The organism is Nocardiopsis suaedae, assembly GCF_027706745.1.
Lineage (GTDB): Bacteria > Actinomycetota > Actinomycetes > Streptosporangiales > Streptosporangiaceae > Nocardiopsis_A > Nocardiopsis_A suaedae.
Window position 1 is genome coordinate 15,999 of record NZ_JAQFWP010000051.1, and the last position, 15,076, is coordinate 31,074.

Below are 15,076 nucleotides of genomic sequence, written 5' to 3' on the forward strand. Positions count from 1 at the left end.
CTCCGCGGCGCCCGCCCTCCCCCAGCGGCCGGTCGTGCGCCCCTTCCGCCCGCCCCTCCACCGGCACCCCGGATCGGATGGGACGACTGGTGTGCGCGCTCCGCTTGGGCCAGAGTGGGGGACAGAGGCCCGAACACCGGCGCTTCGCAGGCCAGATTCCGGCCCCTCGCGGGTCGGGCCCGACCGACCGGGAGAGAAGCAAGGGTGTCGCTCGTCTACCGCAGCATCGCCACCGTGGACCTGGACCGCGACATCACCGGCGAGGCCGCCGCCGCACTCGCGGCCTGGCTGAGCCGCCGCGGCCCGGCCGGCGCGCGGGTGGACTTCTCCCGGTCGGGCTCCTACGAGCTCAGCAAGCGCTCCAGAGCCATGGTGGTGCGCCACGACAACCGCGAGGACCGCATCGCCTTCCTCCGGCTCACCACCGAGTCGGACAAGGCCGACGGCCGCTGGCGCACCACCGCCACCATCGTCTCCGACCCCCAGCGCCTCCCCCACGGCTACAGCTGGGTCGACATGACCGCCGACCCCCGGCACGAGCTGTCCGGCACCGACCGGCTGGACGTGGTCCCGCCCGACGCGGTGCGGCTGCTGCTGGAGCGGCTGCCCTGCCGGGACGGCGGGCAGCGGCTGGCCTCCGAGCCGGCCATCGTGCGCGGCCGCGACACCGCCGCGGTCCAGGCGCTCGCCGACGCGATCGCCGACCCCGCCCGCCGCCTGGCCGTCGTCGTGTTCGGCCCCCCGTCCGACATGACGGTGGCGGCCTGGCGGGACGCCATGGCCGCGGTGCTCTCCCGCTCGGCCGGGATGTGCGCCGGGTACGTGCTCGACGCCGCCGCCCACGAGCGCCTGTCGGCGCTGCTCCCCCCGGGCGCGGACGTGCCCGCGGGCGGCGTGCGCACCTTCCTGCCCGGCGTCGACCCCGACGACTGGACCGATGCCCAGCGGCACCCGCGCATGTCGGCGCACACCCTGGACTCCGCCCGCGAGGGGGACCGGGTGCGGCCGTGGGTGAGCAGGGCGCTGGCGCGGTCGGTGCGCGACACCGCGGTCGACTCGCCGCTCCCCTCCGAGCTGCGCGACATCGACACCCTCCTCAACGAGGAGGAGCTCGACGCCTACCTGCGCGAGCAGGAGAACGGGGCGGCCGCGGCGCCGGTCGCCCCCGCCACCACGGGGCCGCACGGCACCGACCTCGTCCCGCTGCTCAAATCCCGGCTGGCCGACCAGGCCCGCGACGCCGAGCGGCTGCGCTCCGAGGCCAAGCGGCTCAGCGTGCGCAGCACGGAGCAGGCCAAGGAGCGCGAGCGGCTGGCGGCCGAGCTGGCCGACGCCACCGAGGACCTGCACAACACGCGGGCCGCCCTGCACGCGGCCACCGGGGAGCTGGAATGGCTGCGCGAGCGGCTGCACGAGGAGGGGCTGCACCGGCTGGCCGGGGAGCACCCGCCGCCGGACCGCCCGATGGGGCCCCCGCGCACCGTGGAGGAGCTGCTGGAGCGGATCACCGACCGCAGCAACTTCCCGAACCTGTACTTCACCATCGAGGACCGCGACACGGTGCGGGAGCTGACCGGCAGCCGCAAGGAGAAGCTGTGGGTCACGCGCGCGTGGGAGGCGCTGCTGGCGCTGGACGACTATGCGCGGTACCAGCTGGCCAACCCGGGGTCGGGGCTGGGCTTCCACGATTACCTGCGGGAGCCGCCGAACGGGTACCGGGCGGTGCCGGTGAAGCGGCTCGCGTCCCGGGAGAGCGACACGGTGCGCAACCGGGACAAGTTCAGCGACAAGCGGGTGTTCAAGGTGCCCGCGGAGGTCTCGCCCACCGGCGAGGTGCCGATGTTCGCGCACATCAAGCTGGACAGCGAGTACGGGATCTGCCCCCGCCTGTACTTCTACAGCGACATGGGGCCGGGCGCCACCAACCGCATCTACATCGGCTACCTGGGGCGCCACCTACCGGTTCAGGGCACCAACTGAGCGCTCGTACCCTCGGAGGCATGCAGACCCCGACGGAAGCGGGCACCCGCGCGCTCCCTGAGCAGGCGACGCGCGTGCTGCCCGAGGAGGAGTGGCGCGAGCGCGAGGCCCGCCACCACGCGCGCGTGGACGCGCTCGTCTCCGCGCACCTGGAGCGCAGGGCGGCCGGTGTGAAGCACCCCGTCGAGGACTTCCTGTTCACCTACTACAGCCACAAGCCTGCGCAGCTCCGCCGCTGGCACCCCGGGGCCGGGACGGCGCTCGCCGGGATGGACCCCGAGGGCGCGCGGTGGTACCGCGCCTCAGGGGCCGCGGATCCGGCGGGCCCGTCTGACACCGTCGCCGCCGAGCTGGACGTCCCGGCGTTCCTGGAGAAGAAGGGCGCGACGGTCGCGTTCGTGCTGCGGCTGCTGCGCGCCGTGCAGGGGCGCCAGGCCCATCTGGGATGCTTCGGCCTGCACGAGTGGGCCATGGTGTACCGGCTGGGGCAGGAGCAGGTGCGGCACTCAGCGGTACCGCTGCGCCTGGGGCACGAGGGCACGGACGCGGTGGTGGAGTCGCACCGGATCACGTGCTCGCACTATGACGCGTTCCGGTTCTTCACCGATGAGGCGCGGCCGCTGAACCGGCTGCGGCCCACCCGGGAGGGCCAGGCCGACCTGGACCAGCCGGGGTGCCTGCACGCGAACATGGACCTGTACAAGTGGTCGTACAAGCTCTCCCCGCTGGTGCCGTCCGAGCTGGTCGCGGACTGCTTCGTGTTCGCGAAGGACATTCGGGTCCTGGACATGCGGGCCTCCCCCTACGACCTGGAGGCGCACGGGTACACCCCGGTCCGGATCGAGACGGCGGAGGGCAAGGCCGAATACCTGGAGGCCCAGCGGTCCTTCGCCGAGCGCGGCGGACAGCTGCGGGCCCGCCTTCTGGAGGCCCTCGGCCGCGCCGAGCACCTGCTCCCGGAGGAGCACCACCGGCACAGCCCCTGTTGACCTCGGGAGGCGCGACGCTGCGGGGGCGCATACCGGACCATTCGAGCGCACGAGGGCCGGTCCGGCCGTCGAGGGCGGTGGGTTCCACCGCCCTCTTGTCCCTGGAGCGGCTCTTTCACCACGCTGGGCCCCGTGTTCCTGCGCCCGGCGCCCTGCCGGCCTCCTCAGCGAAGGACGACGAGGCGGCCTCACCCCCGCCCGGCGCGGACCAGGCCCGAGTCGTAGGCGGCGATCACCGCCTGCGTCCTGTCCCGCACCCCCAGCTTGGCCAGGATGTTGGAGACGTGCGTCTTCACCGTCTCCACGCCCACGAACGCCTCGGCCGCGATCTCGGCGTTCGACAGCCCCCGCGCCATCCTCTTCAGCGTGTCGGCCTCGCGCTCGGTGAGCCCCGCCACCGCCCGGGCGGCCGGCCCCGCGCCGTCGGCGTGCACGGCCGCCAGGGACCGGATCGCCTCCGGGAACAGCAGCGAGTCGCCGGTGTGCACCACCCGCACCGCCGCCAGGATGTCCTCGGGCCTGCTGCGCTTGAGCAGGAACCCCGCCGCCCCGGCCCGCAGGGCGCCGTAGACGTAGTCGTCGTTCTCGAAGGTGGTGACGACCAGCACCTTCGGCGGCCGGTCCCGGCGCACCAGCTCCGACGTCGCCTGGATGCCGTCCAGGCGCGGCATGCGCACGTCCATGAGCACCACGTCCGGCCGGGTGCGCCGCACCAGGTCCAGGGCGGCGTCGCCGTCGTCGGCCTCGCCCGCCACCTCCATGTCGGGCTCGGCCCGGATGAGCGCTCCCAGCCCCGCCCTGACCAGCGCCTCGTCATCGACCAGCGCAACCGAGATCATCGCCGTCCCGCCGTCCCGTCCCTCGCCCGTCGTCCGCCGCCCGGCACGTCCGCCGTCACCGGCCACTCTTCCACGGGATGTCCGCCTCCAGCCGCCACACCCCGTCCTCGGCCCCCGCCCGCAGCTCGCCGCCCAGCAGGCGCACCCGCTCCCGGGCGCCCTCCAGCCCCCTGCCGCCGCCGCGGCGGCGCGGCCGCCGCCCGGCGCAGGGGTTGACGACCTCGACCCGCACCCGGCCGTCGGCGGCGTCCACCCGCACCCGGACGGGGCCGCCGGCCCCGTGGCGCAGCGCGTTGGTCACCCCCTCCTGGCAGATCCGGTACAGCTCCCGGGAGACGACCGGCGGCACCTCCCCCACCGGGCCGCGCGCGGTGTACTCGGCCTCGGTCCCCGCCGTCCGGGCCGCCTCGACCAGGTGCGGGACGTCGGCGAGGGCGCGCTGCGGCGCCCGGTCGCCGGGGGCCTTCTCGCGCAGCAGGCCGAGCACGTGGTCCAGCTCGGCCGTGGCGGTGCGGGCCTGATCGGCGATGGCCTCCAGCGCGCCGCGGGCGAACTCGGGGTCGCGCTCGATCACCCGGGAGGCCGCCCCGGCCTGCAGCGCGACCACCGACAGCGCGTGCCCGATCGAGTCGTGCAGTTCGGCGGCGAGGCGGTTGCGCTCGCCGAGGTCGGCGGCGCGCGCCCGCACCGCGGCGAGGCGGTCGGCGGCCGAGGCCCCGAGGAAGGGCCGCGCCAGGCGGGAGGCGCCCGCACCGAGCAGCGCCACCGCGTAGACGAACAGCACCAGCAGCCCCGCGCCCGCGAAGGGGGCCGCCCACCGCTCGGCCCCGGAGGGGCTCCAGTCCACCAGGATGATGCGCTGGCCCAGGTCGGGCGCCGATCCGAAGAGGGGGATCAGCGCGAGGGACGCCGCGTCGGTGAGCACCACCATGGTCGCCAGGCACACGCCCAGCCCGACCGCGAACAGCAGCGCCAGCCAGCAGGCCCCGCGCACCCGGGTGCGCCAGTCGGCGCCCGCGAGCCGGGGCTCGTCGGCCAGCGGCCCACCGAGCAGGCTGCGGGCGACCTGCGACTGCGCCGCGTGCACCCCCGGGATGAACCCCGTCGCCCCGCCGAGGAGCGCGGCCACGGCCGTCCCGATGTAGCCCTCGCCCCCCAGGCCGGACTGGTCCGATCCGGGCGTCGGCCCCCACGGGGTCACCAGGCTCATCAGGACGAAGACCGCGATGAAGAAGGGCGTGAACAGCGCTCCGCCCAAGACCAGGTACACCCAGCGGGTGTAGGTCCGGGCGGAGACGAGCGGCGCGGCGGCGGCGCGGAGGATCCCCACACCGTGATCGTTGCACGCCGGGCGGACGGCACGCCTCCCTCGCCCGGGGGACGCGGTTCACTGCGCTGCGGGATGGCGCCGGAGCGTTCTCCGGGGAGTCTCGGAGGCGGTCGGCGCGCGGCGCGCCGACGGGGCCGCACGAGACGGGGAGGCCGCCATGGCGGTAGAGGCGCAGACGAGGAAGAGGGGCGCGGGGAGGTGGGCGTTCCCGGCGGCGCTGGCGTGGTCGGCCGGGGCGGCGCTGCTGGCCGTGGCCTGGGCCGCGGAAGTGCTCCCGCACCCGTTCTCCCGAACGGACGCGGTGAACATCGGGGCGGTGCTCAACGCCTACGACCCGTCCGCGGGATCGGCGTTCGTGCTGGCGCTCGGCCTGCTGGGGACGGTCTGCGGGGCGGTACTGGTGCGGGCCCCGTCCGGGGTGGCGGGGCGCGCGGCGTCCGTGACCGCGCTGTTGGCGGCGGGGGTGATCGTGCTCGTCCCGCTGCAAGGGGCGCTGCTGACGGTGCTGGGGTACACGCCGGTCGTCATCGTCGCGGGGTGGGCGCTCCCCGGGCTCCCGGCGAGCTACGCGGAGTACGTGACCTCGGCGGAGAACCTGTTCCTGATGTACTGCGCGCTGGGCGCGGTGCTGTGGGGCGTCAGCGGGCTGGTCGGGCTGCGCCTGCAGCGCGGGGCCTGCACGGCGTGCGGACGGGCCGAAGGCCGGACCCGGGAGCAGGAGGAGCGTGTCCGGGCGGCGGCGCTGCGCACCGGCAGGATCGCGGTGGCACTGGCCGTGGCGGCGTCACTGGCCTACCCGTCGATCCGCATCCCGTGGCTGTTCGGCTACTACCCCGGCATGGGAACCGAGGAGGGGTTCGACGCCGACGGCGGTCTCCTCGTCGTCGGCATGGGGCTGGCCTCGGGGGCGCTGGTCGGCGCGGTGCTGATGCTCGGCCTGGTGCAGCGGTGGGGCGTGCGCTTCCCCCGCTGGATGGTCGGCCTGGCGGGGCGGCGCGTACCGGTGTCGCTGGCGGTGGCTCCCGCGACCCTGGTGGCCCTGGCGCTGGTGTCGCTGGGCAAGGTGGTCCCCGCCGCATGGCTGACCGGCCGGTTCTTCACCGAGGCCGCGCCGGGCGGCGGTGTGAACGCCGTACACGAGGTGGCGTTCGCGTCGATGCTGTTCTGGGGCGTGGCGCTGGCGGTGGCCACGGGGGCCTACTGGATCCGCCGTCGGGCCGAATGCGCCACGTGCGGGGAAGGGTTCCCCGAGTCGTTCCGGTGAGCGCACCGCGGACTTCGGGCCGTGGGACGGTCGAGGGCCGTCCCACGGCCGCGTCGGTGTGAGCGGATTCAGCGCCCGCCCTTGGGGGCGCGGACCGCGGTGCGGCGGAACGTCAGCACCATGAGGGCGGCCCCGGCGCACACCAGCGCGATCCCGGCGGCCGTCGGGTCCGCGCTCCCGCCCGTGACCGGGAGACTGCCGTTCCCGTCCGCGGCGCCGTCGCCGTTCCCGTTGCCGTCTGCGCCGTTGGCACCGTTGCCGTCGCCGTTCGCGCCGTTGTCGCCATTGCCGTTGCCGTCGTCCCCGCCGTTGCCGTCGTCGTCCTCGCACTCGACCCAGAAGACCTTCTGCTTGGCCTTCCCGTGCTCCCCCTCGAAGTTCCAGAACAGCTTGTAATGGCCGTCGGGGAGTTCCTGCACTCCGGTCTCACCGTTGCCGTCGTCCCCGATCGTCAGCTCTCCGGAGAGGACCTGCGTCCCCTTGTCATCGCCCGGGGCCCACTCCTGGATCTCCCAGCTCACCTCCTGGGCCTCGTCGAAGTTGGACCCGACGAGCTTGAACGTGCACACGTGCGGCTCGTTGGCGTTGCCGGTGGACGGATCCTCCGGGTCGACCACCTTCACGGTGCCGTTGTCCCCTGGCGGATCACCGGGCGTCTCGGCCGCCGCGGGGTTCACCGCGGTCCCCAGTGCGGCGAACAGGGTCCCCGCCGCGAGCAGGGCGCCGAGGGCGGCACGGGCGGGATTCGGGCGCGGTCCCGTCGTCAGGAAGGTCTCCACTGTGACTCCTTGTGATTTTTTGTGCACAACAAGTCAATGGTCCGGGTTCGGCTTCGCTCCTCCCCGCTCGGACACGCCGCATGACGAACCGTTGACGGAACGCGCCCGGCACCTCCCCGCGTCCGGGCCGGGGCACCGGGCCGCCCTCCAGACCGGCCTTACCTCGCGGGCACACCTTGGTCGCGGCCGTGACCGGATCGCGCCAGAGGTCCGCCTGCCGCGCGCGCTCGGGCATCACGACAACGACAGCCCGGAAGGACCGGCTACCGACGCCTTGTGCCGCCCCCGTCCCGCACTCCCCCGCGCCCTGGGCGCGACCCCGCGCTCGCGAGGAGGCCGAGATGCCCCTGCTCCCCTCCGGCGCCCCCGCCTCCGGAACCGTCCCGCCCGCGCTGGACGGGCATGTCCTGCTGCAGGTCAAGACGACTGGGCCCGCTCCTCTCGGCGACGTGTCCCCCGTCGACGGAGGACTGGTCTTCTGCGGCCGGAGGGCCGCCGACAACGCGGCCGAGGCCCTCCGCGAAGACGGGTTCACCGGCCCTGTCCTCATCGACCCCTCCGCCTATGAGCGGCACGTCGCCACTCCGGAGCGCCCCTTCGTCACCGGGCAGGGTTCACTCCTCGCCGAGGACGGGCTCCAGGAGGAACTGGAGCGCCAGCGCGAGCGGAAGGCCACCGTGGCCCTCACCCCCACGGCCTTTCTGAAGGCCGGGGACCGCGCGTCGCTGGAGGCGGTCGCCGAACGCGCCTCGGACCTCGGAGGCGACGACGTCCTGCTGGCCCTGCCCCTCGACATGGACTGGCTGCGCGGGTCGCGGCACCACGACCTGATCGCGCTGCTCCCCCGGATCGCGCTCCCCAAGGCGCTCATCCTGTGCGCGCCGCGCGATCCGCTCTCGTCGATGAGCGCGGCCCGCAACCTCAGGGAGGTCATCTCCTCCGCCCCCGGGATCGGCCTGCTCCGCTCCGACCTGGCCGCGCTGGACGCGATGGTGCACGGTGCCGGGTTCGCCGCCGTGGGGGACTCCGCGTCGGCACGCCACGGGCCGGTACCGGGGGGCCGAGGCGCACCGCGTCCCCGACGCGACCCGGCCGTCCTGTTCCCGCGCGCGCTGAGCTACCACTACGGCGAAACGCTCGCCACCGCCTTCGAGGGCGCCACCGAGGTTCCCCGGTGCCACTGTGCGCCGTGCAGGGAGTGGGGCGCCGCCCACGGCACGGCGGACGGCCTGCGCCCGCTCACCTCGTTCACCGACTCCGCCGACAGGGCCGACGCACACCGGCACAACCATGCCGCCTGGTCGATGATCTGGGACTACGTCATGGCGGCCCCGGACGAGAACGAGGCCGCGAGGCGCTGGGGCCTGTGCTGCGAGCGCGCCCTCCCCACGCTCTCGGCGGCGAACGAGGCCGCCGGACGCCCGGGGAACCCCCTCAAGCCGCCTCCGGCGCTACGGGTGTGGGCGGCGAGCCGCGGCCGCTCCCGACGCCGCTGAGGCCAGGACTTCCGTCTCCCCCGCCCCTGCCAGCACGAGCTCGGCGAACTTCCACGTCACCGCGGTATGGCGGCGGAGTCCGGGCGACGGGGCCACGAGGGGCCGCACGTCGCCGCCCTCACCGGCGTCGCCCACGCACCGTGCGCCCAGACCGATGCCGTAGTAGTCGGCCTCGTAGGCGGCCACGGTGCCGTCCTTGGGCGGCCGACCGGCCACCGCGACGCGCACGCTGGTCGGAGGGAAGCGTCCGACCCGGCGCAGCGCGGCGCGCCATGCGGGCGCCTCGACCAAGACCATCTCCACCCGCAGGGGCAGCGAGGCTAGACGGACGACGTTCGGGCCGTCTCTGCGCACGGCGGCGCGCGGTGCGGCCCGGAGCAGGCACCGCTCCCGTTCGGTCAGGGCCCTCTCGGGAACGGGCACCCCGTGGGGCAGCCCCATCAGGGCCTCCAGCGCGCCCAAGCGCAGGATCGGCGGCTGCCCTGTGTCGGCGCGCCTGCGCACCTCGGCGGCATCGGGCCGGAACAAGAGCAGTGCGGGCACACCGAGCACACGGAGCCGGGCATGGCACACCCGGCCGGGGGCCTCCGTCCCGTCCCCGCGGCCGTCGTCCAGGTCGCCCATGAGGCGGCGGGCGAAGGGCAGGAGCGGGTCGGCGAGCACCTCTCGGGAATCGACGTCACCATCAGTCCGCACCGGCCCAAGTGTGCCGGATCGCTCCCCGGCGCGCGCGGCTTTCGGCAAGCCCGTACCGGACACCGCCGGGGCCCAGTGCGCCGTGCGGTGCGCCGGGTGGCCGCTGGGGCGTTAGCATTGCCCCTGGGTACGGCCGGAACCGGCCGGGGCGGCGACCGCCCGGCACGCGGCCGCACCGCTCCGACCGCGCACCGCCCGCGACACCCAAGGCCCCGAGAACCCGTGACGCACCTCCCCGAGTCCCGCGCCGGATCCGGCCACGGCACCGGGCCCGCCGACGGCCCTCCGGCCGCCCCGGGCCCCGCCGTCCGGATCGGGTTCTTTCAGTTCGCCCCCGGGGCGCGCAGTGCCCGGGAGAACATCGCCGCGATCCGGGCCGCACTCGACGGGGTCCGGGACGCCGTCATCGTCCTGCCCGAGTTCTTCCTCGGCGCCTACCGGACCCCCGGGGAGCGCTTCCCCGCCGACGGGTTGGCCGACCTGCTCCGCCCGCTCACCGAGGCCGCCGCCCTCCGGCGCCTGCGCCTGGTCGGCAGCCTGCCCGTGCGGTGCTCCCGGGGGTGGGTCAACCGGGCGGTCGCCATCGGCCCCGACGGGCCGCGCCCCGTCCACGACAAGGTGCGGCTCTTCGGGGCCGAGCGGGCCGCCCTGACCGCCGGCACCGCCGGGCACCGGGTCGTCGACGTCGCCGGCCTGCCCTGCACGGTGCAGATCTGCATGGACGTGGCCGACCCGGGTCCGACCCGGGCGGCCGCGGCCGAGGGGGCCGCGGCCGTCCTGAGCCCCTCGGCGGTCTCGGTGGACCTGCTGCGCATCCTCCACCGGGCGCGCGCCGTGGAGAACCAGGTGGTCAGCGTCTTCTGCAACCGGTACGGGACCGACCCCGACGGCACCGTCTACCTGGGCCGCAGCGCGGTCTTCCTCCCCGACGGCACGGACGCCTCGGCCCCGGCCGACGCCGACGCCCTGGTCCTGCACCCCCTGCGGCCCGGGCTGCTGCACGCCTGGTCCGAGGCGCGCCGGGACCTCATCGGCGCCCCGCCGCCCCCGCCTCGCCTCCCCGGCCGCGCCTGACCACCAGGCGGTCGCCCAGGACCAGGGCGTCCAGGTCCATCGCGAGGAAGGCCCGGCAGGCGTCGTCCGGCGTCTCCACGAGCGGCTCGTGCCTGCGGTTGAAGGAGGTGTTGAGCAGGACCGGCACGCCGGCGTGCGCGTCGAAGCGCCGGAGCAGCAGGTGGCAGCGCTCGTCCTGGTCGCGGCGCAGGGTCTGGACCCGGGCGCTGCCGTCGGTGTGGGTCACCGCCGGGATCAGGGCGCGCCGCTCCGGGCGCACCGGGACGGCCAGCTCCATGAAGGGGGTGGGCCGGTCCAGGTCGAAGAAGTCCGCGGCCCGCTCCTGGAGCACCATCGGCGCCGGCGGGCGGAACCACTCGCGCCGCTTCACCGCCCCGTTGACGCGCTCGCGCATGCCCGGGCGCCGGGGGTCGGCCAGGATGCTGCGGTGCCCCAGCGCCCGGGGGCCCAGCTCCGACCGGCCCTGCCACCACCCGAGGACCTGGCCCGCGGCCAGCCGCTCCGCCGCCTCCTCGACCAGGGCGGCCCCGGTCGGCCGGGTGTGCCGCACGCGGTCGGCGAACCGGCCCAGCGCGGCCCCGACCGCCTCCGGCCCGTAGCGGGGCCCCAGGTAGGCGGTGCGCAGGGCGGTGTCGACCGGCAGGCCGCGCCGGTGCACCTCCAGCATGAGCTTGCCCAGGGCCTGGCCGTCGTCGCCCGGCGCGGGGACCACGAACACCGCGCCGAACGGCCCCTCGCGGACGATGCGGGCGTTGGCCACGCAGTTGAGCGCGACCCCTCCGGCCAGGCACAGCCGCCCGCCGCCGACCAGCCGGTGCGCCCGGCGCACCAGGCCCAGCAGGATCTCCTCCAGCACGGCCTGTCCGGCGTGCGCGATGTCCATGTCGTCCCGGCCGAACCGCCCGGCGGCCACGGGCCGCCCGCGCGCCGCGGCGAAGGCGTCCCAGAGGGCCTGTTCCCGCGGGGCGGGGGCGGGCCAGCCGAAGTACCACCGCCCCATCGTGTTGGCGAGCACCGCCCGGGTGACGCGCGGGTCCACCCGGTAGGCGCCGTCCGGGCCGGTGCCGGCCCACTCGCGCACCATCGCCGTGAAGCGCGAGGGCCGCCCGTAGGCGGCCAGCGCCATGGTGGTGCCCTCCTCGTGCATCCGGCCCGCCCCCGCCAGCGCGCCGATGGCCGTGTAGAAGTGGCCGAGCGAGTCGGCGGCGAAGTCCCCGTCCGTGGTGGAGAGCCGTTCCACCGGTTCCAGGCCGTCCGGACCCGCCCGCCACAGGGAGGTCCCGGTGAGCAGGCCGCCGCAGTCGCCCTGGCCGTCCACCACGAGCACCGCCGCGTCCGGGAAGCCGGACCCGTAGAAGGCGCTCGCGGCGTGGTAGAGGTGGTGCCCCTCGCGGACCAGCCCGCCGGAGTTGTCCACCGACCGGTCGCCGGGCCCGCCGAAGAGCTCCCGGTAGGCGGGCAGCGAGCGCAGGTGGCGGTAGGCCACGCGGGAGTCCCAGCAGTGCTTGCGCCGCTCGCCGACACGCTCGGAGGCCAGCGCGGTGATCCCTCCGCCGGGCTCCAGCACGGCCGCGCCCCCGTCGTGCCAGGAGCTGGCGTGGGTGTGCACCAGCGCGGGCAGGTCCGGGCCCACGGGCGCCCCCTCCCCTCCGCTCAGGCGGTGAACCCCAGCGAGGCGACGAACACGAACTGCGGCGACCGGTTCTCCAGGCGGACGACGACGAAATCGTCGTACAGGCCCGGGGGGACCTCGGTGTCCACGCGCACGCGGACGCTCACCCGCGCCGGGAGCGCGGCACCGGAAAGGTCGACCGGGATATCGACTTCATTGTTGTCGGCACTCGTCAGCAGAGAAGTCGAAAGAATGGTCTCGGTGAAGTGGTTCGGCTGGTCCTCCTCATAGAGGACCACGGTGATCGCGTGCCCGGGGTACCCGCCGAAGGTCGCCACGTCCTGGGTCCTCACCCGCAGCGTGGTGGTGTCGGGGCCGTTCGGGTCGGTCTTGGCCAGCGTGAGCGGCAGCTCCATGGCGAGCCCGGAGTAGGCCGCGTCCCCGTAGACGCCCGGCTCGTCGCCGAGATGAATGCGCCCCTGCCACACGAGTTCCGCTTGAGCGCTGTGCATGGACCCTCCTCGCCGATTCGCGGAGACGCATCGTAACAGCGCGGCGCCGATACGATTCAGAGCCGTTCTCCTCTGTCAATTCCTCCTTTTCCGGTCGGAGGTCGACTCGGGCCCCCTGCGTCGCGGTCCCCTTCCGGACGCGCGCCCCCGCCCTCCGGTGGCCGGGCCGCTGGCCGGTTCGTGCCACCGCGGTGTGCGGGAGAGGCGGCCGGGCTGGGGCACGATGGTCGGTGACGCCCCCCGGTCCCCGCCTCTGGAAGGACGCGCCGTGCACGTCTCCGCCCTCCTCGAATTCGACGCCGTCCCGCTGGACACCGGCGACGAGGTCGCGGTCCTGCTCGACATCACCGCCCCGGAGCGCGACGAGGGCGAGGAGCGCCCCCCGTCGACGCTGCAGGTGGTGCTGGACCGCAGCGGGTCGATGCACGCCGGGGGCAGGCTCAGCGGCGCGGTGCGGGCCCTGACGTCCCTGGTGGACCGGCTCGACCCGGCGGACCGGTTCGGCGTGGTGGTCTTCTCCGACCAGGCGCAGGCCCTGGTCCCCGCCGGGCCCCTCACCGACAAGGCGACGGTCAAGGAGCGCATCCGCGCCCTGCGCGCGGGGGGCTCCACCGACCTGTCCAGCGGGTTGATGCGCGGGGTCCAGGAGGCCCGGCGCGCCTCGGGCGACCAGGGGGCGACGCTGCTGCTCGTCTCGGACGGACACGCCAACCAGGGGGTGACCGACCCGGCCCGGCTGGCCGAGATCGCGCGGACGGCCTATGGGTCCGGGGTCGCCACCACCACCGTGGGGTACGGGCTGGGCTACGACGAGGCGCTGCTGGGCGCGGTGGCCGACGGCGGGGCGGGCGACGCCCTGTTCGCCGAGGACCCGGACACCGCCGTGGGGCTGCTCCAGGGCGAGGTCGACCACCTGCTCGCCAAGACGGCGCAGGCGGCGTCGCTGCGGGTGCGGAGCGGGCCGCACGTCCGGTCGGTCGAACTCCTGGGCGGGCTGCCCGCGGACCGGCTCCCCGACGGGGACATCGTCGTGGAGCTAGGGGACTTCTACTCGGGGGAGCGCCGCCGACTGCTGATGCGGCTGGACGTGGCGGGCATCCCCGACCCCGGTCCCGCGAGCGTGGCCGCCTTGGAGGTGACCTACGTCGACCCTTCCGAACTGGACACCTACACGGTGACGATGCCGGTCCCGGTGAACGTCGTGCCGGGGGACGAGGCCGCACGGAGGATCGCCGACCCGGCCGTCAGCACCGAGAAGGCCTACCAGAAGGCGCAAGAGGCCAAGCGGCGCGCGAGCGAGGCGCTGCGCAGAGGCGACAGGGGCGCGGCCGCCGCCGAGCTGGAGAGCGCGCGGCAGGAGCTGCACACCCGCGCCGGCGACGCGCCCGAGGACATGGCGCGGCAGGTGGCCGACCAGGTCGCCGAGCTGGACCTGCTGGCCCGGAGCGCGCGCACGGACGACGCGGCGCGCGCCGCCAAGGCGACGTACATGAGCGGACACAGCCAGAGCAGGAAACGCGGTTCGCGGCAGCAGGCGTACGGGGACGGCCTCCCGTTTCCCCCGAACGTCGCGGCGCCCGGTGGGAGGACGTCGCGTCGGCACCTGGAGTCGTCCCTTCTCGGGCTCGCGGTGGGCGACGGGTTCGGAGACCGGCACTTCTCCCCCGCCGTTGCGCGCAACGCCGGGAAGGAGCTGCCCCCGGCGCCCTGGCGGTGGACGGACGACACCCTGATGGCGTGCTCCATCGCGGACGTCCTGCTGCGCTCGGGGCATGTGGACCCCGACGCCCTGGCGCGCTCGTTCGCCGAGCACTTCGACTCCGGGCGCAAGTACGGTGCGGCCACGCTCGAACTGCTGGAGCGGGTCCGCCAGGGGGAGCACTGGAAGGGGCTGGCCGAGGCGCAGTTCAGCGGCGGCGGCTCCTGGGGCAACGGGGCGGCGATGCGGGTGGCCCCGCTGGGGGCGTACTTCGCCGGAGACCTCGCGCGCGCTCGGGATGAGGCGGCGCGGTCGGCACGCGTGACGCACACGCACGAGGAGGGCGTCGCCGGGGCGGTGGCCGTGGCGGTCGCGGCATCGGCGGCGGCGGGCATCCCGGACACCACCGGGGAACAGCTCTTGGAGGCCGCGATCGAGCACACGCCCGGGGGCCAGGTGCGCGAAGGACTGATCCAGGCGAGGAACCTGATGCAGGCGCCGTCCGACACCGCGGCCCGGTCGCTGGGCACGGGGTCCCGGGTGAGCGCGCCGGACACGGTGCCGTTCGCGGTGTGGTCGGCGGCGACCCGGATGGACGACTTCGGCGCGACGGTGCGAACGTGTGCGGAGGCCGGGGGCGACCGGGACACGACGTCGGCCATCGCCGGGGGCATCGCGGCGGCGCGCACGGGCGCCGAGGGGATCCCCGCCGAATGGCGCGCCCGGGTCGAGCCCCTGCCCGAGTGGGTCGGCCGCTGACCGGCCCCGCTCCTCCTCCCCCACCACGGAAACGGAGCCCCCGGCAA

12 protein-coding genes are annotated in these 15,076 nt (G+C 75.3%); 6 read left to right on the forward strand and 6 right to left on the reverse strand.

Annotated features, from left to right (window positions below; genetic code table 11):
• Positions 1–204 precede the first annotated feature (204 nt).
• Both O4U47_RS22480 and O4U47_RS22485 read left to right on the forward strand, forming a co-directional pair.
• A complete protein-coding gene (locus O4U47_RS22480; RefSeq protein ID WP_270679921.1) occupies positions 205–1,980 on the forward strand; it encodes a hypothetical protein in 1,776 nt (591 codons plus the stop codon).
• 20 nt (positions 1,981–2,000) lie between these two features.
• Complete coding sequence (locus O4U47_RS22485) at positions 2,001–2,969, forward strand: 3-methyladenine DNA glycosylase (RefSeq protein ID WP_270679922.1); 969 nt, start codon at positions 2,001–2,003, stop codon at positions 2,967–2,969.
• A 188-nt stretch (positions 2,970–3,157) separates the two neighbouring features.
• On the opposite strand, the gene O4U47_RS22490 is transcribed toward O4U47_RS22485, so the two are convergent.
• Positions 3,158–3,808 (reverse strand): response regulator transcription factor, encoded by a 651-nt coding sequence (locus O4U47_RS22490; protein ID WP_270679923.1) that lies wholly within the window; start codon positions 3,806–3,808, stop codon positions 3,158–3,160.
• Positions 3,809–3,863: 55 nt separating this feature from the next.
• Entirely contained in the window at positions 3,864–5,138 is a 1,275-nt protein-coding gene (locus O4U47_RS22495; RefSeq protein ID WP_270679924.1) for a sensor histidine kinase, read from the reverse strand.
• Positions 5,139–5,295: 157 nt separating this feature from the next.
• On the opposite strand from O4U47_RS22495, the gene O4U47_RS22500 reads away from it, so the two are divergent.
• Positions 5,296–6,402 carry a hypothetical protein gene (locus tag O4U47_RS22500; RefSeq protein WP_270679925.1) on the forward strand — a complete coding sequence of 369 codons (1,107 nt, stop codon included), beginning with the start codon at positions 5,296–5,298 and terminating at the stop codon, positions 6,400–6,402.
• A 68-nt stretch (positions 6,403–6,470) separates the two neighbouring features.
• Here O4U47_RS22500 and O4U47_RS22505 read toward each other — a convergent pair whose 3' ends face one another.
• On the reverse strand, positions 6,471–7,181 hold the full coding sequence (locus tag O4U47_RS22505) for a hypothetical protein (RefSeq protein WP_270679926.1): 711 nt from the start codon (positions 7,179–7,181) through the stop codon (positions 6,471–6,473).
• Between the two features lie 341 nt (positions 7,182–7,522).
• Here O4U47_RS22505 and O4U47_RS22510 point away from each other — a divergent pair, with 341 nt between their 5' ends.
• Positions 7,523–8,677, forward strand: coding sequence for a hypothetical protein (locus tag O4U47_RS22510; RefSeq protein ID WP_270679927.1), 1,155 nt, complete (start codon positions 7,523–7,525; stop codon positions 8,675–8,677).
• Here the strand turns inward: O4U47_RS22510 and O4U47_RS22515 are convergent.
• Complete coding sequence (locus O4U47_RS22515; protein WP_270679928.1) at positions 8,633–9,373, reverse strand: hypothetical protein; 741 nt, start codon at positions 9,371–9,373, stop codon at positions 8,633–8,635. The two genes, O4U47_RS22510 and O4U47_RS22515, sit on opposite strands and share 45 nt — an antisense overlap.
• Positions 9,374–9,595: 222 nt before the next feature.
• Here O4U47_RS22515 and O4U47_RS22520 point away from each other — a divergent pair, with 222 nt between their 5' ends.
• Positions 9,596–10,447, forward strand: a complete 852-nt coding sequence (locus O4U47_RS22520) for a carbon-nitrogen hydrolase family protein (RefSeq protein ID WP_270679929.1) — start codon at positions 9,596–9,598, stop codon at positions 10,445–10,447.
• Here O4U47_RS22520 and O4U47_RS22525 read toward each other — a convergent pair.
• Together O4U47_RS22525 and O4U47_RS22530 are read right to left on the reverse strand one after the other, a co-directional pair.
• Complete coding sequence (locus O4U47_RS22525; protein WP_270679930.1) at positions 10,401–12,080, reverse strand: carbamoyltransferase family protein; 1,680 nt, start codon at positions 12,078–12,080, stop codon at positions 10,401–10,403. The genes O4U47_RS22520 and O4U47_RS22525 overlap by 47 nt on opposite strands.
• Positions 12,081–12,100: 20 nt before the next feature.
• Entirely contained in the window at positions 12,101–12,571 is a 471-nt protein-coding gene (locus O4U47_RS22530; RefSeq protein WP_270679931.1) for a hypothetical protein, read from the reverse strand.
• 268 nt (positions 12,572–12,839) lie between these two features.
• Between O4U47_RS22530 and O4U47_RS22535 the strand changes: the two genes are divergently transcribed.
• Positions 12,840–15,029 carry an ADP-ribosylglycohydrolase family protein gene (locus O4U47_RS22535; protein WP_270679932.1) on the forward strand — a complete coding sequence of 730 codons (2,190 nt, stop codon included), beginning with the start codon at positions 12,840–12,842 and terminating at the stop codon, positions 15,027–15,029.
• The last annotated feature ends 47 nt before the right edge of the window (positions 15,030–15,076 follow it).

Excerpts from the sequence above, each read along its gene's own strand:
- O4U47_RS22490 (WP_270679923.1), bottom strand. The coding sequence starts at position 3,808 with ATGATCTCGGTTGCGCTGGTCGATGACGAGGCGCTGGTCAGGGCGGGG.
- O4U47_RS22510 (WP_270679927.1), top strand. The coding sequence starts at position 7,523 with ATGCCCCTGCTCCCCTCCGGCGCCCCCGCCTCCGGAACCGTCCCGCCC.
- O4U47_RS22485 (WP_270679922.1), top strand. The coding sequence starts at position 2,001 with ATGCAGACCCCGACGGAAGCGGGCACCCGCGCGCTCCCTGAGCAGGCG.
- O4U47_RS22530 (WP_270679931.1), bottom strand. The coding sequence starts at position 12,571 with ATGCACAGCGCTCAAGCGGAACTCGTGTGGCAGGGGCGCATTCATCTC.
- O4U47_RS22500 (WP_270679925.1), top strand. The coding sequence starts at position 5,296 with ATGGCGGTAGAGGCGCAGACGAGGAAGAGGGGCGCGGGGAGGTGGGCG.